This is a genomic window from Schlesneria paludicola DSM 18645, assembly GCF_000255655.1.
Lineage (GTDB): Bacteria > Planctomycetota > Planctomycetia > Planctomycetales > Planctomycetaceae > Schlesneria > Schlesneria paludicola.
The window spans coordinates 1,539,131-1,564,405 of record NZ_JH636434.1; the positions used below are offsets into that span (position 1 = coordinate 1,539,131).

The 25,275-nt window shown below is 54.7% G+C and carries 18 protein-coding genes; 14 read left to right on the forward strand and 4 right to left on the reverse strand.

Annotation, left to right across the window (positions count from 1 at the left end):
• Positions 1-107: 107 nt before the first annotated feature.
• Together OSO_RS47590 and OSO_RS0107560 are read right to left on the reverse strand one after the other, a co-directional pair.
• On the reverse strand, positions 108-1,313 hold the full coding sequence (locus tag OSO_RS47590) for a TlpA family protein disulfide reductase (RefSeq protein WP_010582831.1): 1,206 nt from the start codon (positions 1,311-1,313) through the stop codon (positions 108-110).
• Between the two features lie 172 nt (positions 1,314-1,485).
• A complete protein-coding gene (locus OSO_RS0107560; protein WP_010582832.1) occupies positions 1,486-2,898 on the reverse strand; it encodes a DUF1501 domain-containing protein in 1,413 nt (470 codons plus the stop codon).
• A 421-nt stretch (positions 2,899-3,319) separates the two neighbouring features.
• Between OSO_RS0107560 and OSO_RS51710 the strand changes: the two genes are divergently transcribed.
• The 4 genes from OSO_RS51710 (at position 3,320) to OSO_RS0107590 (ending at position 11,209) form a co-directional block, all read left to right on the forward strand.
• Entirely contained in the window at positions 3,320-7,102 is a 3,783-nt protein-coding gene (locus OSO_RS51710; RefSeq protein ID WP_010582834.1) for a PAS domain S-box protein, read from the forward strand.
• 633 nt (positions 7,103-7,735) lie between these two features.
• Positions 7,736-8,170, forward strand: coding sequence for a response regulator (locus OSO_RS50690; RefSeq protein WP_010582835.1), 435 nt, complete (start codon positions 7,736-7,738; stop codon positions 8,168-8,170).
• A 184-nt stretch (positions 8,171-8,354) separates the two neighbouring features.
• Entirely contained in the window at positions 8,355-10,790 is a 2,436-nt protein-coding gene (locus tag OSO_RS47605; protein WP_029246757.1) for an ATP-binding protein, read from the forward strand.
• 38 nt (positions 10,791-10,828) lie between these two features.
• On the forward strand, positions 10,829-11,209 hold the full coding sequence (locus OSO_RS0107590) for a response regulator (RefSeq protein WP_010582837.1): 381 nt from the start codon (positions 10,829-10,831) through the stop codon (positions 11,207-11,209).
• 88 nt (positions 11,210-11,297) lie between these two features.
• On the opposite strand, the gene OSO_RS0107595 is transcribed toward OSO_RS0107590, so the two are convergent.
• A complete protein-coding gene (locus OSO_RS0107595) occupies positions 11,298-11,672 on the reverse strand; it encodes an Hpt domain-containing protein (protein ID WP_010582838.1) in 375 nt (124 codons plus the stop codon).
• A gap of 369 nt (positions 11,673-12,041) precedes the next feature.
• On the opposite strand from OSO_RS0107595, the gene OSO_RS0107600 reads away from it, so the two are divergent.
• From OSO_RS0107600 to OSO_RS0107665, 10 genes are all read left to right on the forward strand, one after another.
• The gene (locus tag OSO_RS0107600) at positions 12,042-14,564 is read left to right on the forward strand and encodes a chemotaxis protein CheA (RefSeq protein WP_010582839.1); all 2,523 of its coding nucleotides are present in this window, start codon (positions 12,042-12,044) and stop codon (positions 14,562-14,564) included.
• Between the two features lie 34 nt (positions 14,565-14,598).
• The gene (locus tag OSO_RS0107605; protein WP_010582840.1) at positions 14,599-15,042 is read left to right on the forward strand and encodes a chemotaxis protein CheW; all 444 of its coding nucleotides are present in this window, start codon (positions 14,599-14,601) and stop codon (positions 15,040-15,042) included.
• 393 nt (positions 15,043-15,435) lie between these two features.
• On the forward strand, positions 15,436-16,530 hold the full coding sequence (locus OSO_RS0107615) for a protein-glutamate methylesterase/protein-glutamine glutaminase (protein ID WP_010582842.1): 1,095 nt from the start codon (positions 15,436-15,438) through the stop codon (positions 16,528-16,530).
• Between the two features lie 865 nt (positions 16,531-17,395).
• Entirely contained in the window at positions 17,396-17,776 is a 381-nt protein-coding gene (locus OSO_RS0107635) for a response regulator (protein ID WP_010582845.1), read from the forward strand.
• A gap of 186 nt (positions 17,777-17,962) precedes the next feature.
• Positions 17,963-18,433 carry a chemotaxis protein CheX gene (locus tag OSO_RS47610; protein WP_010582846.1) on the forward strand — a complete coding sequence of 157 codons (471 nt, stop codon included), beginning with the start codon at positions 17,963-17,965 and terminating at the stop codon, positions 18,431-18,433.
• A gap of 121 nt (positions 18,434-18,554) precedes the next feature.
• Complete coding sequence (locus tag OSO_RS0107645; RefSeq protein ID WP_010582847.1) at positions 18,555-18,917, forward strand: response regulator; 363 nt, start codon at positions 18,555-18,557, stop codon at positions 18,915-18,917.
• A gap of 48 nt (positions 18,918-18,965) precedes the next feature.
• Positions 18,966-19,481, forward strand: coding sequence for a hypothetical protein (locus OSO_RS0107650; protein ID WP_010582848.1), 516 nt, complete (start codon positions 18,966-18,968; stop codon positions 19,479-19,481).
• 608 nt (positions 19,482-20,089) lie between these two features.
• Entirely contained in the window at positions 20,090-22,537 is a 2,448-nt protein-coding gene (locus OSO_RS49390; RefSeq protein WP_010582849.1) for a methyl-accepting chemotaxis protein, read from the forward strand.
• Between the two features lie 138 nt (positions 22,538-22,675).
• Positions 22,676-23,266, forward strand: a complete 591-nt coding sequence (locus OSO_RS49395; protein WP_010582850.1) for a YbaN family protein — start codon at positions 22,676-22,678, stop codon at positions 23,264-23,266.
• A gap of 225 nt (positions 23,267-23,491) precedes the next feature.
• The gene (locus OSO_RS0107665; protein ID WP_010582851.1) at positions 23,492-24,394 is read left to right on the forward strand and encodes a CheR family methyltransferase; all 903 of its coding nucleotides are present in this window, start codon (positions 23,492-23,494) and stop codon (positions 24,392-24,394) included.
• A gap of 71 nt (positions 24,395-24,465) precedes the next feature.
• Here the strand turns inward: OSO_RS0107665 and OSO_RS0107670 are convergent, their stop codons facing one another.
• A complete protein-coding gene (locus OSO_RS0107670; protein ID WP_010582852.1) occupies positions 24,466-25,035 on the reverse strand; it encodes a YqgE/AlgH family protein in 570 nt (189 codons plus the stop codon).
• Positions 25,036-25,275 lie beyond the last annotated feature (240 nt).

Here is a 25,275-nt window from a genome sequence, read left to right on the forward strand (position 1 = left end):
GGTCAAAGCGCGTCATCCTGACTGTCGTTGCCGTGGGACATTCAATACGGGCGGCGGCGCCTCTTTCGCATCAGAGCTGCGAGGCGCGCCCGCACTCACTTACGAATTCATTTGGCGGCATCCAATAACCGCGCAATCTGCTTGTCGAGTGCTTCGCCACGCAAATCCAATGCAGCCACTTTACCTTGTTGATCAACCAGAATCGTGGCCGGAATCTGCGAGATCCCATATTTTTCCGCCATCGGATGCTGCCAACCATCCGCTCCCGCAGGGGGCTCTTCGAACATCTGCACCCAAGGCAGCGGCTTCTTGTCCAGGAATTTCTGCAATGCTTTGCGGTCGGAGTCGAGACTGATCCCGATGATTTCGAATCCGCGTTTGTGATGCATCGCGAAGCTGGCTTCGACATTGGGCAATTCCGCCAGGCACGGTCGGCACCAAGTGGCCCAGAAATCGATCAGAACGACTTTCCCACGATACGAGGCCCAATCGAGATCACCACCATCGATCAACTTGCCCGACAGTTCCAGCGTTCCGCCGGGCAGTCGCAGGCGCGCGGCCTTTCCGCGGAAAATTGAGGCAAGACTTTTCATTCTCGGTTCGGATGCGTCGACCAGCAGATTCCCCAATCGCTCGCAAAGTGCGGCCGAGGCTTCGACGTCACTACTGGCCGACAACTGATCCGTCAGAAAACTGGCATCGCGCACGGCGGCCATCGAGAAATTTGAGTCTGTCACCAGTTTGACCGCGTCATCGATAAGCATAGTCCGCTCGTCCGGCGTCATCGACACGAGGTTGAGCGCACGCGCGGCAATCCAAAACTCGTTCGCCGCGTCGGCGACCGCTTTTCGCGGATCTTCGCGGAACTGATTGACGGATTCTAAAGCTTGTTTGGCCACCGTTTTGGTCGCAGGCGCGGCAGGATCTTGCCCTGCAGCGACACCGATCAAGGTGAAGAATTTCAAACGAACAGCGTCGGCGAGTTCTCCATCATCCTTCGAGATCTTCAACACCTTGTCCGAGGCCTTCATCAGTGTCCGCTGTGTCTTCACCACGTATTCAAGCATTTCGCTTTGCTGCTTGAACTGAGGTCGTTTTTGCTGAAGCTCGCTAGCGAATTCCAGGATCTCACGCGGGGTTCCATCCGGAATGGAAAAACTTCCGTCGTCTGACGTCACATCGGTCGTCGCGTTCGTGGTGCCTCCTGGTTTCGTAGCGGCTCCCTTGCCGCACCCAGGCAGAAGCATTGCCGCGCTGGCCAACAGAAGAAACGAACACGAGAGACCGGGAAACCACGAGGGCCGAAATGTCATTACCTGACTCCAGAGAAAAAATGATCTGGTGACAGGATAGCTGGCGTATCATCCACTTCGCCAGCACCGCACCGAAAGTGAAACGCCGAAACGCCTCAATTGAGCCCGACAAACAGCGCAATTGTGATCACAGACGGCGCTGACGAGCGTAGGACGTCCATCGGTTGGAGCGTTACGTCATCACACCTGCGATCGGTTCGCCCGCATGACCAAAAAACACCGGTCGATTGGCGGAGGTGTAGAGCGGCATGGATCGATTGATTCCCAGTTTTTCGTAAATTGTGGACGCATAGTCCTCGGGTGTATGCGGGTCATCCAGAACGTAGCCACCGTCACTGTCGGTTCGCCCGATGATTCGCCCCCCAGGCACACCGGCACCGGCCATCACGATCGAATAGGCTTCTGTCCAATGATCGCGACCGCCGAACGAATTGACTCGGGGCGTCCGTCCAAATTCCGTAATGAAGCAAACGAGCGTCTCGGCAAGCAACCCGCGCTGATCAAGATCTTCAATCAGCGCGGCGAAAGCTTGATCGGTACTGCCCATCATGACCCAGTGTCCGATCCCGTACCGACCTTCTCCCCCCGCTTTGTCACGAATCGTCCCGCACGAACCGCTGGCGTAGATGGCGTCATGATGATCCCAGTTCAGATTGAATCCGCCGGGGGTTTCTTCGGTCAGTGGCCAGCGAACATCGACCGTGACGAAACGAACTCCGGCTTCGATCAGCTTGCGACCAACCAGATAGCAGGCACCACGGTGTCCTCGGCCATACCGTTCGCGCGTTTGCGGTGATTCGTTCGACAACTTGAATGCGTTTTCGACACCGTCGCTTGTCAGGGTTTCAAAGGCCTGAGAATAGAAGCGGTCCATTCCTTCGAAATCACGCTGTTTCGCAAAGTCTCGATCAAGCGACGAAAGAATTTCCCGACGATGATTGAATCGTCGCCCCGAATTCTCGCCACAGGGCAACAAATCGGCGACTTTCCACTGTGGATGCGAAAGGTCGCTTCCGCCGGTCTTGAACACGCGCGACGCGGCAGGCAGGAACCCGTTTCGCGCCGCGGCATTCTGTTCGTCGTTTCCAGGCACCATGATATAAGCAGGCAAGTTGCGGCACTCTGATCCCGCAATCTTGGAAACAACGCATCCGATATCAGGCATCTCAAGTGGATTGCTCGGATGAGTTCCCGATAGCATGTACTGCGTTCCCCCAGGGTGTTCGTTCGCCCCGGCTTTGGGGTGTCGCATCGAACGAATGATCGCCAGTTTGTCCGCCACACGAGATGTCTGCGACAAAAGTTCGGTGAACTGAATTCCGCTGACACTAGTCGAAATTGGTCGATACGGACTGCGATGGTCGACGGGTGCCTCGGGCTTGGGATCCCACGTATCCATGTGTGAGAGCCCACCTTGCTCAAGCACGACGAGGACATTTTTCGCGGCACCTCGTTGGGCAACACGGGCGGCCTGTGCCTGAAGGGCATTCCAGGTGGGCAATGACAGGCCAAGAATTCCGGAGGTACCGATTTGCAGAGCGCGACGACGAGATACCATTCCCCACGGATTGATCAGATTCGTCACGGGGCACGACCTTGAAAATCAAAAGGATTTTGCCGAACGCAGAACGTGGCACAGAATCCAGTTTACGATGGTCACTGATCGAGGTGACGTCAAGGCGAACTCCCGAACGGATCGTCTCGATCACGTCAGGCTTCATCAGTAGACACCTTGGGGCAATCGTCCCGAAGGTCAATGCAGAGCTCGCCTCATCACGACACGTTTCCATCGTCGAAAAGCATCTTCGCCAGCTTCGAATGACAGCTTCCGGCGTGTGATTCGCATTGTTCAAAAAAATGAGGAATCGCAAACACGGACCGACTAAAGGCATGACGCCTTGAGCTTAGGCAATCTGAATACTTGATCATCCTTTTGGATTTTCAGAGGATTTCTATAATTCGCAAAATCGGAAATTACACTCTGAGATCGTCTAAGGCTTTGGCGAATGATCAAAACTCCCGTGCCGCCCGTAGGCAGCATTGATGATATTTTGATAACTCACGAGTTCGCATCGCGCCCATCACGGCCTCCGGATTTTGCCGCTGAGAATCGGGCACTGCTTCGTTTCAGCGAGGCGATGATTGCAGCCCCGAATTCGCTGCTGAATCTACTCACAGAAACAGCGCTGGATCTGTGCCATGCCGAATCGGCCGGAGTGAGTTTGCTCGATACCGATGGCGCCGAAGAGGTTTTTCGCTGGCATGCTACAGCCGGCGCATTCGCCCAATTCGTCAATGGCACGATGCCCAGACACTTCAGTCCCTGCGGTATCGTGCTTGAGCGTGGTGATCCTCAATTGATGAGGGACCCCGCACGTTACTTTCCCTACATTTCTGAAATGGGATCTCCGATTCGTGAGCTGTTATTGGTGCCTTTTTCACGACGCGGGCAGTTAATTGGCACAGTCTGGGCTGCGATTCACGAGTCCCGACGCTCGTTCGATTCCGAAGACGCGCGCATCCTGACCAGTCTGACACAGTTCTGCGCCACTGCATTCGAAATGCAGTCAGTCTATGAGGCAACGGACCGGCAGCGCCGCACCTATGAAACGGTGCTCTCCAATACTCCCGATTTCAATTTCGTTCTCGATCTCGAAGGGCGTTTCAGGTTCGTCAACGCATCGCTCTTGGCGTTGTGGCAGAAGACAAACGCCGAAGCGTTGGGCAAGACGTTTGTTGAGCTTAACGATGCGAATGAAACAGCGACGCGACTTCAGGACGAGATTCGCGAAGTGATTGAGACGCGTCGCAGCGTGCGTGGAGAGACAGTCGATCACACTACCTCGCGATCGTATGAGTATATTTTCGTCCCCGTCATGGGAAACGTGGGGAATCTCGAAGCCATAGCGGGATCGGCGCGGGATATTACCGAACACAAACTGACAGAGGCGGCACTCCTGCAGCATGCGACCACTTCGGAACAAGCGGCCGCGGCCAACGCCAAATTTCGCGCGTTCTTCGAACAAGGAACCAATTTCGCATGGGTTCTGGCACTCGATGGCACCACGATCGACGCGAACCGTGAATGTCTGGATGCCTGCGGATTGACCCGGCAGGAAACCGTTGATCGTCCGTTTTGGGAGTGCGGCTGGTGGAACAGTTCGGATTCACTCGTGAGACAGATTCGAACGGGATGCGAACAGGCCGCGAATGGCAAGGTGTTTCGATCTGAAACGACGTATTGCGTGACGAACGGTACGTCGCGCAATTTGGACCTAAGAATTTCCCCCATCACTGACGATTGTGGGCAGATCCTGTTTCTCGCTGCGACGGGCACCGATATTACGGAACGCAAATCGATCGAAGATGACCTGCGCGACGTTCGTTCACGCATGGAAGCGGCTCTTAAGGCGAGCGCCATCGGGACGTTCACCTGGAACATCCCCACGGATCAATTTTATGCTGACGCCAGTTTGGCATCGATCTTTTCGGTATCGGCGGACGAGGTGAACGGTGGACCGCTTTCAAACATCGTACTTTCCATTCATCCCGATGATCGGGCACGGGTGAGCAATCTTGTGAATCGTGCAGTCGAAACGGGCACCAGCTACGAAGCCGACTACCGTGTCTCTCAACCCGATGGAACTTGGAAGTGGGTCACAGCGCGGGGGCAAGTGGAATGTGACAAGGATCTGGCCCCCCGACGATTTCCGGGAGTGGTGATCGATATTACGGCGCGAAAGCGCGCTGAAGAGGATTTGCTACTGGCGACAGAAGAGTTTGATCGCAAACGACGATTTTACGATGCTGTTCTGTCGACCACGCCCGACCTGGCCTACGTATTCGATCTGCAGCATCGCTTTGTCTATGCAAACGATTCGTTACTGCGAATGTGGGGGCGAACATGGGACGAAGCGATTGGCAAGAACTGCCTTGAGCTGGGCTATCCCGATTGGCATGCGGAAATGCACGATCGGGAAATCGAACAGGTCGTTGCCTCTCAGAAGGCCATTCGCGGTGAAGTGCCATTCAACGGCACGGAAGGTCGAAGAACATACGACTATATATTTGTGCCGGTTCTGGGTGCGAATGGAGATGTAGAAGCGGTGGCCGGCACAACTCGTGATATCACGGAACGCACGAAAATCGAAGACGATTTGCGAAAACAAACACAACGTTTATGGCTGCTCTGGGAAGCCGCGTCGCTTCTGCTCACCACGGAAGATCCCGATGTCATGCTGCATGGGCTGTTCGACAAGTTGCGTCCGCATTTCGGGCTCGACACCTATTTCAATTTCATGGTCAACGAGACAGGGGATGCCCTGCGGCTTGAATCGTGTGTCGGAATTTCTGAAGAGTCGGCCCGAGCGATCCAGCGTCTCGAATTTGGTCAGGCGATCTGCGGAAATGTGGCCGCGCAACGCCAACCAATTACGGCGACCCTCATTCAAGACTCAGATGACCCGCGAGTTCAGCTCGTCAAGGGCTTTGGTGTTCGCGTCTATACCTGCAACCCATTGATCGCCGGGGACCAACTACTCGGAACGCTGTCATTTGCCAGCCGGACGCGCGACGAGTTTGAAACGGATGAACTGGAATTCCTGCGAACGATCTGCCGTTACGTCACGGTGGCCTACGAGCGGATGCGCTTGATCAAGGAGTTGCGCGAAGCCGATCGAAAGAAGGACGACTTTATCGCACTGCTCGCTCACGAATTGCGAAATCCACTTGCCCCGATTCGAAATGGCCTTCAAGTCATGAAATTTGCGGACGCGAAGGCCGTCGCGAAAGCGCGAGAGATGATGGATCGACAGCTGTCGCACATGGTCAGGCTGATCGACGATCTGCTGGATGTCTCACGAATCAGCCGTAACAAGATGGATTTGCGACGTGAGAGGATCAATTTGGCTGACGTCGTCGATGCGGCAATCGAGACAGCCCGTCCGCTCATTGATGCCGGACAGCACGAATTGACGGTTTCGGTGCCACAGCGGCCTGTATTCCTGGACGCTGATATGACGCGACTGGCACAAGTCTTCGGGAATTTACTGACGAACAGTGCCAAGTATACGGCGACGAAAGGAAAAATCTGGATCACTGTGGAACGGAATGATTCGCGCGTGAAAATCTCGGTGCGCGATACGGGCATTGGAATTCCTAGCGGATCGCTCGTCAACATTTTCGACATGTTCTCACAAGTCGACCGCAGCATCGAACGTTCCACAGGAGGCTTGGGAATCGGATTGGCTCTCGTCAAAGGGCTCGTCGAAATGCATGGTGGTCAAGTCACCGCGATGAGTGGAGGCCCAGGACTCGGAAGCACATTCTCGGTCACGCTGACGGCACTCGCCGATGAAAACGTGGATGTCTCGCCTGAGGCAGACAGCAATCCAACTTCTTCTGTGTCCATTCGACGCATTCTCGTCGTCGACGACAATCGTGACGGCGCCGACAGTTTGGCGATGGTACTTCGATTGATGGGAAACGACGTCAGGACTGGCTACGACGGACTTGAAGCGGTGCAACTCGCCGAAACCTGGCGGCCGGAGATCGTTTTGATTGATGTTGGAATGCCACAACTTAACGGTCTCGACGCAACACGACTGATCCGTGCCGCAGAATGGGGTCGGCAGATGGTTGTCATCGCTCTGACGGGATGGGGTCAGGAAGGTGATCGAGATCGATCCCGTGACGCTGGATGCAACGCCCATTTCGTAAAGCCCGTCAATATTGCCGATCTGACTCAAATGTTGGACGAATTCAAGCGCATCCAGCCTAGTCCCGCGTAAGCATTGGCAGAAGATCGCCAAAAACTTGCTGAATTGAACTGACAGCTCGACTTCGATTGGCAGTTGGCGAATGCGCAAATGTGCCATCAGGAATTTCCTGAGTGACGTAGACTCACAACACATTGAGCTTTATGTGACCTAGAGTTGAGTCGTTCGCCCCGTTGTCCTCGTCAGCTCAAAAGTTGGAACGCACCTTCGAGTCCATTTCTTTCGACGTTCTGGAAGTCGCCACCCGCACCTAGGGTGAATTCTTCACCGTTCGCAGCCGTTCAAACGTCATCCGTCTCGAAACGATCCGAATTGCCTGTTCACAGGAAGAGTACGCACCATGGCATTTTCAAAGCCTTGGCATTTTCGACTTTGAGCGGAACCCATTCCCGCGCATTGCCGAGGGAACGTCGAATCCCGACGCAGCACCTTCAAATCAACGTCCTATCGTTCTGCATCTCGAACCGGTCATTTCCGGTCCTTCAGTCTCACCTCGCGTTCAGCAACGGTGGTCGAAACGTCAGCCCCGTTCATATCCAAGTCAATTCTCGTCACGTATCTGCACTTGCAGTGTTCGTTCGTCGCTCTTGGGCCAACCGATTGGGGTGCGCTCACCGCCAGTCATTTAGAGAGGATCTATCCGTCATGACCGAAATCCTAGTCGTCGATGATTCCGAGCTGGATCACGCCTACGTCAAACGCATGTTTCGAGGACTTCAGCGGATTCGCGAATGGAACGCCGAGTATGTCTCCAGCGGAGAACAGGCCTTGATCCGGCTGCAAGAGCGACGTTTCGATCTGGTACTGACCGACTATTACATGCCGAACATGAACGGCCTGGAATTACTTCAACAAGTGCAGCAACTGGGCATTGATACGCCGGTGATCATCATGACGGCCAATGGAAGTGAAGAGCTGGTTCTCGATTCGCTTCGGGGTGGTGCCGCGAACTATGTCATGAAACGGAAACTGGACCGCGAACTTCCCGTCATGATCGAGAAAATGAACTGGTCGATTCCCGTTGAGGGAACATCCCGTTCGCAACGTGCGATCGCCGAGCCCACCTGGGGCGTTGGTTAATCATTGGATCACAGTGAATGGTTCGTCGGCGGAACACATTGATGAGTCACCCTTCACCTGTCGACGAGGGAAACAACCCCAGATTCGCCAGCGAAGGGTGGCTTGGTTGCAAAGGTCCCACGCGGCGTCGCGCGCGTTCTGCGATGAAATTGCGTCAGTCCCAAACCGTGAACGGTTGCCGTTTATGAAGACTTCCGGATTCTCGGTCCATCCCACGCGCAATCGACAAGACCGATGCGACGAAATTCTCCAACAATACCAGGACGCGATCCGTACACGCGCGGATCGTTTCTTCACCGCGCTGCTGATTCTGGAATATCTGCTTGGCATCACCGCCATGATTGGAAAGGCGTGCTGGAGCGAATCAGTCGAGTTCCATGGCCGATGCTTTGCCGCAACGATCATCGGTGCGTTCTTCCTCAGTCCCCCGCTCTACTCAGCATGGTACTGGCCGGCGCGCCCTTTGACGCGGCATACCATTGCGATCACGCAAATGCTTTTCGCTGCGTTCTTATTCCACGCTTCGACCGGACAAATTGGAATTCCGCTTCAAATCTTAGTGTCACTCACGCTGCTCACCTTTTATCGTGACTGGCATATCCTGGTCACGGCGACGGCGATTGCGGCCGCGATCTACGCCCCCACGTCACTTCTGATGATCGATTCGAACAACGACTGGCTACTCACCGAACAAATCAGTTGGGTGATCTTCGCCGATTTGTTTCTGATCTGGTCTTGTCACCAGGCAAGACAAGAATGGAAAAACATGGCGCAGCAGCAGGCGCTGCTCGAATCGACTAACGACGTCATCGAAGCGGAAGTCCAGAGCCGGACGGAAGAGCTTGCCGCCAGCGAGCGTGAATTGACTCGCAGTCAAAATGCGATTCGTGCCATCCTGGATACGGCCCCTGACGGCATCCTGACGATGAACGGCACGGGACGAATTGAATCGGTCAACAACGCGGTCGAGAGGTTGTTTGGATACCACAAAGACGAATTGATTGGTCAACACGTCAGCTTGATTGTCGAACACTCGAGCGTCAAAGACTCGGAGAGTTGTGACGGCCCCGGTCCAAGTCATGGCATACCACACTTTGCGAGTTTTGATCGGCAAGTCGTCGGTTGTCGACGCGGCGGAACGACGTTCCCGATCGATGTGACGATCAGCGAAGTCCATGCCGACGGCGTAACGCGATTCACAGGGATGATTCGCGATATCACCCTTCATAAGCTGGCTGAAACAAATCTTGCAGAACAGGCCAGACTCGCCGAATTCGCGGCGAAAATCGGACAAGTCCTCGTCAGCGCCGGAGGTTTGACGACGATCCTGCGGAGTTGCACCGATGCGATCGTCAGCCATCTCGAAATCGCCTTGGCCGAGATCTGGACGATGAGCGACACAGCGCAGTCACTGGAGCTCGCGGCCCAAACGGACAAGTTCACGACATCAGCCCCCGATCATCACCGGACCGACACGATCCGCGTCGAAATCGAAGCCGTCGCCCGACAGCGAGCGAACTATCACTCCGACGATGTGACCGCCGATCCACGTATTGAGAATGCCGCTTGGATCAAACGTGAACGAATCACCGAATTCGCGGGCTATCCGCTGGTCGTGGAAAATCGCGTTGTCGGCGTCATCGCCATTTACTCAAGAAGTCCGCTGACAAGCGGGGCCTTCCGAAAACTCGGACAGGTCGCGAACTGCATCGCGCTCGCGATTCAACGAGCGAACGGCGAGATCAGGCTCAAGCAAGCCATGACCGCCGCAGCCCAGGCGAGTGACGCGAAGAGCCAGTTCCTGGCCAACATGAGCCACGAACTACGAACACCCATGAATGCCATCATTGGCTATAGCGAGATGTTGGTCGAAGAGTATCAAGACTTGGGTCAGACCGAATTCCTGCCCGATATCATGAAGATTCGCTCTGCAGGGACTCATCTACTGCAGTTGATCAACGACATACTTGACATGTCGAAGATCGAATCGGGGAAGATGGACGTCACTGCAGAGGCGTTCGAAGTCGTACCATTCCTTCACGAAGTCTCGGAAACGCTTCGACCGACCATCGAACAGAACGGAAACCGATTCATACTGGAATCGAATTGCTGCGGCGCGACGATCGTTTCCGACTCGACCAAAATTCGTCAAATCCTGTTCAACCTGCTCAGCAACGCCGCCAAGTTCACGAAAGAGGGAATCGTGACACTGAACACGAACTTCACCGAGTCGGACGATCGGCGACATCTTGTGCTGGAAGTGGGTGATTCTGGAATAGGAATGACTGAGGAACAGCTTTCGCGGATTTGCGAACCATTCATGCAAGCAGAATCGACTACGACCCGGCGCTTCGGTGGAACGGGCCTCGGACTCGCGATCACAAAACGCTTCTGCAACATGCTGGGCGGCGAGTTATCCATTCGAAGTGTGCCCGGCCGCGGCAGCACCTTCACAGTTTGCATTCCTGCCCACTTCGTCAGCACGAAGGGGGAATCGCATTCGTTCGGTTCTGGAATCAACTCAAATGTCGATTCAGACACGGCAGATGAATTCCTGACTGACGACCATCGACCAATCGAGCCGCCGCTCGCACGGAAAACGCTCGCATCCGTTTGCTGACCGTATCACGAACGCTCCATCAAGCAGGAACAATTGACATGAGCCGAATCTTGATCGTTGAGGACAATGAGATGAATCGCGACATGCTGTCCCGCCGCCTTCAGCGTCGCGGTTTTGAAGTCCTGTTCGCGTATGACGGAGAAGCGGGTGTCGTAACCGCCCGATCGCAACTGCCTGACCTGATCCTGATGGACATGAGCCTTCCCATTCTCGATGGCTGGGACGCCACACGTCATTTGAAATCCGATCGTGCCACACGCCAGATCCCGGTGATCGCGCTAACGGCTCATGCGTTCGATGGACAGCGTGACAAGGCTCTGGCGGCCGGTTGCGATGACTACGAAACCAAGCCGGTCGACCTCGATCGCTTGCTCACCAAAATGAACGCGTTGCTCGGTCTGATTCCACAGTCGGCCTAGCATCCTGTGGAACGAACGGGGACAGGCACCTCGCACTTTGTCACAAGCGTCACGCGATCCCACGCCGCGGCACGATGCAGATCGCCCTTCAACGAGAAACCGTTGAATCGCTCAGAAATCTCGAGACCTGGCATGAGAGAGCCGCAAGCTGCGATTCCAAACGGATGAGCAGCTCGTCTTCGTCAGGAACGTTGCCACCAAACGCGGCCAATTCAAGCTCGCGTGCTGCCGCACCGAGTTCTTCAGCACAAAGGATCTGCAACGATCCTTTCAAAGTATGTGCCGAGATGTGAACCCCCTGCAGGTCGCGTCGCTTCAGCCCTTCCTTGATGTCCGCAACAAGCCGCGGAGCTTGACGCAGCCAAATCTCGGCGAGATCGCGCAAGTCGGCGACTTCACCATCGACCCCAGCGAGTGCGACGCCAACGTTCCAGACATTGTTGTCGATGACTTGCAGCGGCATGGCGAGTACTCAATTTGAAGTGATGTGTTCATGAACAAGGTAGCTCACAAATCGAGTATCGCACGCCACGATGTGGAGGACCACGTCCGAAGGGATTTCGTACAACGGGCCATCCCCAAAAAGCCCCTTCCTCGGTGTCAATCCGCATTCATCTGCGCAGATCGAAACCTGGGTCCTTACGACCAGAACATCCGATAGACGCGACTCTTCGATGTAAAAACGTAATGACTGGGGAGACTTTTCCAGCTGGGGAAAGTCTTCAGGTGTCGATCCTCAATAGAACGAGACATCTCTGTCTTCCCCCCTGCGTCGATCGCGCACCCGATTCCACTATCACAACTTGATGTGAACCACCCGAGGATTCCTCCAATGGATCTGCTTGATGACATTGTCAAAGAGTTTCTCATCGAGAGCTACGAGAACCTCGATCGTCTCGATCAAGATCTCATGGCATTGGAAGAAGTGCCCGACGATCGCAACCGCTTGAGCAGTGTTTTTCGGGCGATCCACACGATTAAAGGGACGTCCGGATTCCTGGCATTTAACAAGCTTGAGCATGTCACGCATGTGGGTGAAAGCCTGCTCGTGATGCTGCGCGACGGGAAAATACGGCTGAATAATGTGATTGCCAATGGTCTGCTGGCGATGGTCGACGCAGTGCGAAAGATCATGGCGAGCATCGAGTCGGGTCAGGGTGAGGGTGACACAGACTATACGGAGTTGGTCGCAACTCTTGAGCATCTGCAGGTGACGGGTGGCCTTGAGGCCCCCCCCGCCGAAGCGGAGACGCCAATGGAAATCCAGCGTGCCACGCAGGTCCTGGAGATGATCGCGCAGCAAGTCGAGACAATGTCAGACGCGGAGTTGGCCCCCGCGGCGTCGAAGCAGGACGCGACCCCCGCAAAGAAAGCTCGAGCCACAACGCGCCGCCGGAAGAAATCCGCCAAACAGGATGACGTTGCGACCAATACAGCTGTCATGGAAATGCCCGCAACTTCCGCCCGCGCCTTCGAAGCAATTCCGGCACTGCACGAAACCCATGGCTCCAGTGCAACGACACAACGTCCCTCGATCCTTTCCGAGGCCGATGTCCATGTGACGAACGAGGGAGTTCATCACGATTTAAACCACGACACTGTCGCGAGAAGCATCCCTTCAAATGAGGGAGATGGACTTGAAAAAGGCCAACCGTCGTCGGTGAGTGACTCCACAATTCGCATCGACGTGACGTTGCTGGATCGCCTGATGAATCTGGTCGGTGAACTGGTCCTGGCACGCAATCAGATCCTGCAATACAGCCGATCGACGGAGGATGCATCGCTGATTGCCGCTTCTCAGCGGTTGAACCTGATCACGACAGAGCTACAAGAAGGCGTTATGAAGACGCGGATGCAACCGATCCAGAACGTGTGGGCCAAGCTGCCGCGCGTTGTCCGCGATCTCTCGATGACCTGCAAGAAAAAAGTCCAGGTCAAGATGGAAGGTGCGGACACCGAACTCGATAAGACGATTTTGGAGGCGATCCGCGATCCACTGACCCACATCGTTCGCAATTCTGTCGATCATGGAATCGAGTCACCTGAAGTTCGCGAAGCGAAAGGGAAACCGGCAGAAGGAACTCTGTTGTTACGGGCGTTCCATGAAGGCGGCCAGGTGAACATCGAAATCAGTGACGACGGCGGCGGGATCAATCTCGCTCGCGTGAAAGAGAAGGGAATCGGCCAAGGCCTGATTACCGCCGAACAGGCGGCGGCGATGTCCGATCGAGAATTGATGAATCTGATTCTGCTACCGGGCTTTTCGACGGCCGCCGCGGTCACGAACGTGTCAGGCCGCGGGGTTGGAATGGACGTCGTCAAAACCAACGTCGAAAAAATCGGTGGTACGTTGGACATCCACAGCGACTTCGGCGAGGGAACAACGCTGCGAATCAAGATTCCACTGACACTGGCGATCGTCCCGGCACTGATGGTCACAGCCGACAAAGAGCGTTACGCAATTCCGCAAAACAGTCTGGTGGAGCTAGTTCGCCTTGAGGGCGATCGTGCCCGCAAAGATATCGAACATATCCACGACGCACCGGTTTATCGGTTACGCGGCAATCTTCTTCCACTGCTGTATTTAGACGAACAACTGCAATTGCGGCCAGCGCGATCCGGTGTTGAATTGAGCCAGGAATCGGTGGTCAACATCGTCGTGCTGAATGCAGAAGATCGTCAGTTCGGCCTGGTTGTCGACGAGATCAATGACACCGAGGAAATCGTCGTCAAACCACTTGGCCCCCACTTGAAAGAGATCACGTCTTATGCTGGCGTCACGATCATGGGAGATGGAACAGTCTCGTTGATTCTGGATGTCCTGGGGATTGCCAAACGCGCCAATATCGTCACCGCGTCACGTGATCGCCATAAGAGCCAGGCAACTGCAAAAGAACCGACAGCAGACAGCCTGAAACACACGTTGCTGTTGCTGGGACTCGGAGAGACACAACGCATGGCGATTCCCTTGTCGCTGGTGTCGCGTCTGGAAGAACTTCCGACTCGTTCGATCGAATGGGCCGACGGAAAGCAGGTGGTACAGTACAGCGGTCAGATCATGCCGCTGATCCATCTGGGCGAATCGCTCATGATCGGCCACACGAGCGATCCGACGCTCGAGAACCTGCAGGTCGTGGTCTATTCCGAAAATGGCCGAAGCGTCGGTCTTGTTGTCGACCGGATTCTCGATATCGTCGAAACAACGCTCACAATCCAACAAACAGGAAAGCGACCGGGAGTTCTGGGGTCATCCGTCATCCAGAACCGAGTGACAGATGTGTTAGATATTCACAATCTCATCCTCGCATCCGATCAAGACTTCTTCACACCGCCTCCGACGACGTTGGCCATTTAACTTGATACAGAACACACTCGGCAGGAACGGTAATATGTCCACAGACTGTCAGCTTTGTACATTCTATTTAGACGACCTGTATTTTGGCGTCGACGTCCAAAAGGTTCAGGAAGTCATTCGCTATCAGGAAATGACGCGTGTTCCACTGGCCCCTCCCGTCGTTCGCGGTTTGATCAATCTGCGGGGACAAATCGTCACAGCGATTGATATGCGTCGACGGTTGGATCTGCCACTTCTGCCCGCAGATCGGTTGCCGATGAATGTCGTCATCCGCACTGACAGTGGGCCGCTGAGCCTGTTGGTTGACGAGATCGGTGACGTTCTGGAAGTGAATAGCGACGAATTTGAACAACCCCCCGAGAATTTGCGCGGTGTCGTTCGGGAATTAATCCGCGGCACCTACAAGTTGAAAGGGCGTTTGCTGTTGAATCTCGACTGTGACCGCGCGGTCAATCTGACTGCTAACGAGAACAACTGACGATTTCCTCAAAACGCATCGCAGCCGAACGAGTCTGCGATCCGATAATGGTGCAGTCGTCGTCTCGAAAACCCGGCCTGCCATTAAGGGACGACGAAAACGTGCCTTGATGTCGGGCCGATCGGCTTTTGACTTCCCCAGCGTCTGAGAATCATCGAGTTTTCGCCCCGATTCGGCCAGGAATCGCCAGAGGAGCCTAGCCGACATCGGATCAATGATCGATTCGCAATCAGCATATCCGGTCGCACGACCGCACTGTCCCGCATATGGGCAGGATATCACATCAGAGTTCTCTCGTTTCACACTGAACGAGAAATGGACCGAAACAGACGTCCCTGTGCGTTCGACCAGTTGCACTGAATCAACGCCATATGCAGGGAAGATTGGAATACCATGAGTAAGATTCGTGTCCTGATCGTCGACGACGCCGTTGTCGTCCGCCGGATTGTCTCGGACGTTTTGTCTGCCGATCCTGAAATTGAAGTTGTCGGGACCGCAGCCAATGGCAAACTCGGTCTCGCGAAAATCGAGTTGCTAAAGCCCGATCTCGTCACAATGGATATTGAAATGCCCGAAATGGACGGGCTGGAAACACTCGCCGCACTTCGCAAAATCAACCGACGCCTCCCGGTCATCATGTTCAGTACGCTGACGCAGCGCGGAGCTGCGACGACCCTGGAGGCTCTGACACTTGGCGCAAACGACTATGTGACCAAACCGGCAAATGTCGGCAGTGTGGCCGCTGCGCAACAGTCATTGCGGGATCAACTGGTCCCGAAGATTAAAGCCTTGGTCAACAGATTCAGACCTGGTCCTCTCGCCGCGAAGCTGCCTGTCAAACCCCACGCCCCCTTGGTCATGCGGCCACTCAGCAAGGTCGAAATCGTCGCCATCGGTGTCTCCACCGGAGGTCCGAATGCCCTGTGTGAGGTATTGCTAAAGATTCCCGCCAATTTTCCGGTTCCCATCGTCATTGTGCAGCACATGCCGCCCATGTTTACGCGACTGCTTGCCGAACGGCTGGACAAGCAATCGCTCATCGGCGTTCATGAGGCCGAGATTGGCACTCGACTTCAAGCTGGCCATGCCTATCTCGCCCCGGGTGACTTTCACATGATCGTCAAGCGTGATGGAACCGACGTCGTTCTGGCACTCCACCAGGGTCCCCCAGAGAATTCCTGCCGCCCCGCGGTGGATGTCTTATTTCGATCCGTTGTCGAGGTTTACAAGGCATCCACTCTCGGCGTGATAATGACCGGCATGGGTCAGGATGGACTTCACGGATGCGAGGCAATTCGCGCCGCAAATGGACAGATTCTGGCCCAGGACGAAGAGACCAGCGTCGTATGGGGCATGCCTGGTTTCGTTGCACGCGCCGGGCTGGCCGACAACATTCTGCCACTGGGCGAGATTACCGCTGGAATCACATCTCGAGTCATGAAAGGCCGCATGGGAGCCACATCGAATGAATTGCTCACCGCCAATTAAATCGCCAACTTAAAGCGATGCGTCAGTCAACCACGCGAGCACCGTGGTTTTCCACGCAAACATCGGTCCGACTCGTTCACTGATGAATTGCGACCTCCGACTACGTCACCAATAAATCGTCGCGTGCGACAACGCACATCCAAGATCGTCCGTTGCTGCAATCCATTCGCGCCAGATATTGACCTGCAGGCATGCAGGCGATTGCGATGTACAACGGCGGGCCGTGAATGATACAGCAGGATTGCGATTTCACGTTGCGTGAGCGAATGTTTGTCGCACGTCATCAAAGGAGTCGGAAAACTCCTCCGGCCGTTTGCTCTATTTGCACAAACCGATCACTTCTTCAACGTTTTTCGCACGAAATTCAGAGAAACTTCGATTGTAAGGATGAGAGGTTTCGCCGTGTTGTCGGCAGGTCATTCGTCGAACTCGGTCGACGGCAACGAAACCAGACCCCATCCCCAGACCGCCCCTTCGTACCAGCGACCTGATTGCGCTTTCCTGATATTCAATTCGATGCCGATCCCTCGGTTGGATGAAAGTCATCACGACTTTTCTCGAACCATTTAATGCATTTTGCCCCCTCGAAATAAGCCCGAGAAGTGAAATCCTGTCCGATTCGCGCAGACTCTTTCATCATTGGCAAAAGCACGAGTGCCGCGACACTTCAGCGCAACTGTCTCGTTCTCATAAACCGACAAAATTGAAACAAAAAAATTCGACAAGTCGCACATCATGACTGATATTTGATCGAAGCCTTCGCTCGACGGCGACTCTCATCGTCAGCAGCTTCAGTCGATGACTTCGAGAAGACAACTCCCCTGTCCGACGGCCGCCCCGGTCAATCGTCAAAGAAAGGTGAACCATGAACGCACTGATTGTGGATGACTCGCGTGCAATGCGACGAATTCTGCGTCAGATTGTCGAGCCGCTCGGCTTTCAGATCAGCGAGTCGGGAAACGGCATCGAAGGCTTGAAAAGCCTGACCGATCGACCTGATACCGAACTGGTTCTGGTTGACTGGAATATGCCGGAGATGAATGGATTCGAATTCGTCAAAGCGGTCCGCGCCAATCCGGCCTACGAACGAATTAAGCTGGTCATGGTGACGACCGAGACGGAACCCTCGAAGATGGCTCGCGCCTTGATTGCGGGTGTTGACGAGTTCCTGATGAAACCATTCACTCCCGAAATGTTGCTTGAAAAACTGCAGTTGATCGGCGTCTCTGCACCGCTTTCCACGTAAGTTCTTCCACAGATCAAATCGCCTTTTGAGACACAAGACCGATCCGTTTCGGTCTCTTGCTTCGATCTCGGTGCGCACCGTTCGCTTGTCAGTTCGACGAATTGTGCCGTGATCAGATGGATCCCAGAAACGGGTCACGACACTTGTTTGTGACCAGCGATCGGTTGGCTTCCAAAGGAACCCGCAATGCTTTTTGACGAACAGAACCTGCAGCAGATCACCGTCGACGTTTGCCAATCAATGCTGGGACTCGACCTGTTTCCCATTAGTCCAGACATCGATTCGGCTCGGCAACTGGTCGCTTCGGTCGAGATTCTCGGTGACCAGCACACGATTGTCGAAGTCTTTGCACACGACCACTTGATGGCCCGCATCGCGGAAGTCATGTTCGATTCCGAACGCGGAAGTCTTTCTGAAGACGATGTCCGCGACGCGTTCTGTGAGATCGCCAATATGATCGGCGGGAACGTGAAAGGCTGCATCGGCGAGGAAGCATCGTTGTCGCTGCCAAGTTTTGGCTCGGCGGATGGCTGGCCTGAAAAGCTGCCGCAAGGAAGCCTTCGTACCACGTTTGAATGCTGCGGATACCCCCTGTCGATCGTCCTTCGCGAAGTCGCCACGACATCACAAGACGTGGAACAGTCCGCCACGGTTTAGTCAGTCGATCACGGATCGCCGATTGCAAGAAGTGGTCACTGTTTTCAACCACGAGTGCGATCGCTGCTTGTCAATTTATTCGCCCGGTCATCCGGCGACACATGTGAGATGAGGACCACCCATGAAGATTCTGATTGTCGATGATAGTAAGGCGATGCGAATGATTGTTCGTCGTTCACTTGTCCAGGCGGGCTTTACGAACATTGAAGCGATTGAAGCCACCAATGGAGTCGAGGCACTGGAGATCATCGAGCAGCAATCGCCCGACATCGTCCTGTCCGACTGGAACATGCCCAACATGAAAGGGATCGAACTTCTGAAGACCCTGCGAGGCCGAGGTCGCAATGTGCCCCTGGGCTTCATCACGTCAGAGAGCAGCCCCGAAACCCATCAGGAAGCCCTCGACTCGGGCGCCTCATTTGTCATCGTCAAGCCCTTTACATTTGCCGCGATCGAACTCGCACTAAAACCACTGATGGCATAACGGCATACCAGGCGAATGTCGCGAGTTCCGAATAAGGAGATTTTATCTATGTTGAATACCTCGCCAATTGCTCCCGTGGCAGCCAAGCGACTTCCAGGATTGATCGATTCAAAACGACTGCTGACGATGCTATTCGGCACAGACACCGTCTGTACGCTCAGAAAAGCCGGGATTCCCGCCGAGGAATGTGTCGTGGTCGCTTCGTACCACGACAATGCCGGCAACCTGCAGCGTCTGGTGACCTGTGACCTGGCCTTCGCGAATAGTGCGGGTGCCGCGTTGTCGGCCATTCCTGCCGCCACGGCCAATGCCGCCACGAAGGCGGGCCGCATGGCCGAGAATGTGTTCGAGAACCTGATTGAGGTGATGAACATCGCCGTCAACCTATTGAACGAGAGCTTCGGTGCTCGCCTGGAACTGTCCTCGGTTTCAAAATTGTCCGACCTTGCACCGGAAACACTCGCCGCATTGAACGCCACGCAGCGCGCCAAGATCGACGTTGCCATTCCAAAATATGAAGCAGGGCGACTGGATCTGATCTCCGTCGAATCTGCAACGAAGTAATCTTCGTACGAATCATACGCTCGCGCCAGCGACGAGACTCTGAATGGGTCGTCGCGGCGCGGGCGTTTTTTCTTTTCTCTCGCCGCACGACGAGAAGGGACCTCAACCCAGGTTGTGCGACTGGCGAAAAATGCACACGCATTTCCACGTGCTGCGGACGTTGCGCATAAGTCACCCGTCATTGCACATAACGGCAATCTCATCGTGCGCGCTCTTTGGCCGCCTTCATAATGGGTCGGGCGACCGCATTGCCATAACTGGTAATCCTCTATGGTAATCTGAAGCTGCATGATCACCGCGTGGCATACATCAATGGCAGGCAGATTAGATGCGTAGAACCACGGGCCCTTATCGCGCTCCTGGTTGATGCCCCAGGAAACCCCCGAGCACCCCCAGGGTGACTTCCGAATTTCCTTAGATTTGCCACATCGTTCAAAACCGCACAGTTGTCGATAACGAATGTACAACGGTGAAATCCGCCGGATTGACGATTGCTTGATGGTGAAGGCATCGCCGCAAGATCCACATTGCGTACACACTTCGTACCTCTCTCACCACACTCTCCCCCTGCAAATCTTACATCCAGTCAATGAAGGGCCTGATCGCTTATGTCAGCTCAACAATCTTCGCAGCGTGCAAAGTCGACCGCGGGCCGCCAGACTGGACAGGTTGCATTCAAGGAACCAAAGTTGAGCGCCGCGCTGCGTGATCAGCAATTGCAGGACTACTCAGGACAAGTTGCAGCAATCAACAAATCCCAAGCCGTGATCGAGTTCAATCTCGATGGAACGATCCTCACCGCAAATGCCAACTTCCTGAGCGCGCTGGGATACTCACTGGACGAGATTATCGGCAAGCACCACAGTCTGTTTGTCGAGCCGGTCTATGGCAACAGTGCTGAATACAAACAATTCTGGCGTGAACTGAATGATGGAAAATTCCAGCATGGCGAGTTCAAACGCTTTGGCAAAGGTGGCAAGGAGGTCTGGATTCAGGCCACCTACAATCCCATCTGTGACGCCAAGGGGAAACCGTTCAAGGTTGTCAAATTCGCATCGGATGTCACGGCATCGAAATTGATGAATGCCAACTTTCAAGGGCAGATCGCGGCCATCAGTAAGGCTCAAGCCGTGATCGAGTTCAATCTCGATGGAACGATCCTCACGGCGAACGAAAACTTTCTGAAGGCGTTGGGCTATCAATTCGACGAGATCAAAGGGAAACATCACAGTCTTTTCCTCGATCAGGCCTACGGCAACAGCGCGGAATACAAACAGTTCTGGCGCGATCTGAACGACGGAAAGTTCCAATCCGGCGAGTTCAAACGGTTTGGAAAGGGCGGCAAGGAAATTTGGATTCAGGCCACGTACAATCCCATCTGTGATCTGAATGGCAAGCCTGTCAAGGTTGTCAAATTCGCGACGGATATTACGGACTCAGTCCAACAGCGGATCATCAACACACGATTTGCGGGGATGGCCGAGAACTCTCCCATCAACATCATGTTCGCGGATCGCGACTTGAAGATTCAGTATTTGAATCCCGCCTCCGTAAATACACTGAAAAAGCTTGAGAAGCATCTACCGATGCCGGTCGAGAAGATGATCGGCCAGAACATCGATATCTTCCATGCCAAGCCGAGCTATCAACGGAACTTGCTGGCGGACGCCCGGAACTTACCGCGTCAAGCAATCATCGATGTGGGACCGGAAAAGCTGGATCTACTCGTCAGCCCGATTCACGACGAGAATCGCAACTACCTTGGGGCCATGGTGACGTGGTCGCTTGTCACGGAAAAACTTCGCTCCGAAGCCATCATGACCCGTTCCAACGGCATGATGGATCAAATGCCGGCAGCCGTGTTTGCCGATACCGACTTGATCATCCAATACATGAACGACGCGGCGCTTCAAGCATTGAGAAAGCTGCAGCAGTTCCTGCCAGTTCCCGCTGACAAGTTGATTGGCCAAAGTGTGGACGTTGTCCACAAGAATCCCGCCTATCAGCGTGGCATCCTGAGTGATCCCAAGAAGCTGCCCCGTGAAGCCCAAATCACCGTCGGGAATGAGATTCTCGATCTGAAAATCAGCCCGGTACGCGACTCCAAAAACACGTACCTGGGGGCAATGGTCACATGGACCTTCGTCACCGAGAAGCTCGAACAAGAGCGTCGCGAGAAAGAGATGACGGCCAACATGCACTCGATTCTGAAACGAGTGGCCGACAACTCGACGTCTGTCGCCGCCGCATCAGAAGAACTTTCGGCGGTCAGTTCGCAAATGAATGGCAACGCCGAAGAAACCTCGGCCCAAGCGGTTGTCGTGTCTGCCGCCGCAGAAGAGGTGAGCAAGAATACGCAGACGGTCGCGATGGGTATTGAAGAAATGAGCGCCAGTATCAAGGAAATCGCCAAGAACGCGACCGAAGCGGCTCGCGTTGCAACATCAGCGGTGGCGGTGGTCGAAAACACCAATGCCACGATTTCGAAGCTGGGCGAATCGAGTATGCAAATTGGAAAAGTCATCAAGGTCATCACCTCGATTGCGCAGCAAACGAATCTGCTCGCCCTGAATGCGACGATCGAAGCCGCACGTGCCGGTGAAGCCGGCAAGGGTTTCGCCGTCGTCGCCAACGAAGTGAAAGAACTCGCCAAAGAAACCGCGAAGGCGACGGAAGACATCAGTCAGAAAATTGACGCCATCCAGTCCGATAGCAATGGCGCAGTCGAGGCGATTGCCCAGATCACGTCGGTGATCAATCAGATCAACGACATTTCGAACTCGATCGCCAGTGCCGTCGAAGAACAGACAGCGACCGTCAACGAGATCAGCCGCAACGTCACGGAATCGTCTCGCGGAACGTCTGAGATCGCACACAACATTACGTCTGTGGCGCAAACCGCACAGAATACGACCGAAGGTGCTCGCAACAGTCAGCGTGCCGCAGTAGAGCTCGCCCGGATGGCCGCCGCACTGCAGCAGATTGTCAGCGAATTCAATACGGACGACGCCACGACGGGACGTCATGCAGCCGATTCGACGAAGAGCGCCAAATAGGCCACATCACTGCCTCAGAATTCGGAACCGTACCACAGAAGTGTCCATGGCATCCCTGCCCCGTTTTGTCGTTCATCTGCCGCCAACATCTTCAGATCGGTAGATACTCGTTCGAGCCATCCACAGAGGAGATGCTTGATGCTGGAAATCAAACGACTCAACGGTGCGGATGTCAGACGGCGGGAGTTCATTGCAAGGAATACAGTGCTGCCAGCGGGCTCAAGTTTCCCTCATGGGACACTGCTGACTCGAATCTTCTACCAGGTTTGTGGACTATTCTTCGTGGGGCTCGCTGCCGCGGGCGTCGTGCTTCCGATCCTGCCAACAACCCCCTTTTTGATCCTGGCGAGTGCCTGCTTCTACCGATCAAGCCCTCAATGGCGAACCTGGCTGCTGGGGTTACCCGTCTGGGGCCCAATGCTTCGGCACTGGGAGACGCATCGCGCCGTGCATCCAAGAACCAAGACCCTGGCCGTCCTTGTCGTCACTACGACCGTTGCCGTCGGCGCGATGCTCGGACAGTTTTCCTTGCCGCTACTGATGCTCTTACTTCCCCTGGCAGCGACTGGTCTTGTCGTCATCTGGAGACTTCCCGTCACCTTACCGACAGCATCCCTGACCGCTGCACGAAATCGACTGCCCGAACGCCGAAACCCCGCTTCCATGACGCTTGATTCTGCCGTTCGAAGTTCCGCCGGGCCTGGCTCAACGGACTTCACGGCCTGCTGAAACAACGGGGACAGGTACCCACGTATTCATGATGTCATTTTTTATATAGACAGAGTCAGTCACTTTTTGATTCAACAACCCGTTACGAAAAATCGAGCGACCCCACGCGAGGAGCAGCGGGTAGACTCGAACAAATTCATTTCCCCATCATGCGACCGTCGAATGTCCAGGAATTCTTCACGATGAACGACCGACGCGGTAGGACCTCACGCGGTCGATTGGCTCATGGACGGCCACACTGTCACGAATTCCAAAGTTGGAGGACCATCGACCAACGACGACAAGAGACACGAAGAAAGTGAGACCACTGTGCCGCTTGAGGTCAAAGATTTCGAATACATCCGTACGTTCTTGCTGAAACGTTCGGCAATTTCACTCGACGATGAAAAGCGATATCTCGTTGAATCGCGGCTGCAACCACTCGCGCGCAAAGAAGGCTTTGCGAGCGTTGGCGAGTTGGTGCACAAGATGCAGACCACCATCGTCAACGGCCTTCATCAGCGCGTCATTGAAGCCATGACGACGCACGAAACCTCATTCTTTCGGGACATCAACCCGTTCGACGCGATACGCCGCGTTGTCTTGCCTGAACTGATCACGGCACGCGGGACGTCACGAACGATCAAGATCTGGTGCATGGCCTGTTCGACCGGGCAAGAGCCCTACAGCTTGGCAATGTTGATTCGTGAATATTTTCCTCAACTGCACGGCTGGGTGGTCAAGATCCTTGCGACAGATCTGTCCGCCCAAGTTCTGGAACGTGCTCGCGAGGGACGCTTCAATCAGCACGAAATCAACCGGGGATTACCGGCGCCATTCATGCTGAAGTACTTCACCCGACAAGGAATGAACTGGCAGGCCAACGATGACATTCGCAGTCTGATCGACTTTCAGCAGATGAATCTGATCGAGCCCTGGACGGTTCAAGGGCCGATGGACATCATTTTCCTGCGAAATGTCCTGATCTACTTTGAACTTGACGTCAAAAAGGAGATCTTGGCAAAAGTCAGGCGTGTCTTGCGACCGGACGGCTCGCTGCTTTTGGGCGGCTCTGAGAATGCGGTGGGTCTGGATGATTCCTTCCGCAGGGTTCAAATTGAGCAGACGAGCGTCTACCGCCTTCGATAGGCAAATACGCAATTTCGTTCATCGGAGGTCGCAGAGTGCGATGCCGACTAACGTCCTCAATGATCGAGGACTCAATTGGTCGAAGGATCCTTGATGCGGTGCGGCAGAAAATGGTTCGCTTCGTAGAACTTCTGTAGTGCCACTTCGTAGATGGCATACGGATCTTGGTGAAAAACCAGTTCGCGATCAGCAGGATGCAGGAGCCAGTCACCCCGATCAATTTCGGATTCCAATTGACCGGCGCCCCACCCCGCATAGCCCGACAGAACGCGGAAGCTATGCTTCAGGTGATCACTGTCGGCCGCCTCGCGGATGACGCTTTCAAAGGCACTGGGACTGCCGCCGACGAACAGGCCGGGGACAACAGACGGACCTTCGTCTTCGAAGTTCGCATCGTCATGCAGGATCACGAGTGCGGAAGGCTCGACCGGGCCACCCCCAAATACCACGTCATCGGTGTCCGGAAGATTGAAATGCCCCGCGAGCGCATGCGAGACACGAATCGAGGAAGGTCGGTTGATGACCAACCCCATGGCCCCCTGGTCGCTATGCTCGAGCAATAAAACGACGGCCTTATAGAAATTTCCATCGCGCAGCCGTTTGGCTGCGATCAAGAATTGTCCCCGCAATGATTCGGACATAGTGCCCACTTGAGACTCAAGCAAGAACAGAATTTGAGACACGGCAACGGATTCGTCACCGCGTGCCCATTCTATCGTTGCCCCGTGCCAAGGAAAACCTGTCCGTCACGAATGGACAGACGATCGTCGCAGATTCGCCACCGATTTTTGCGATGAACCTGGCATTTCCCCCGAGTGTCCACAAGAAACAGTTCGCAGATCCGAATACATGGATGCCCCGTTGACGCCGGCGCGCCGGAC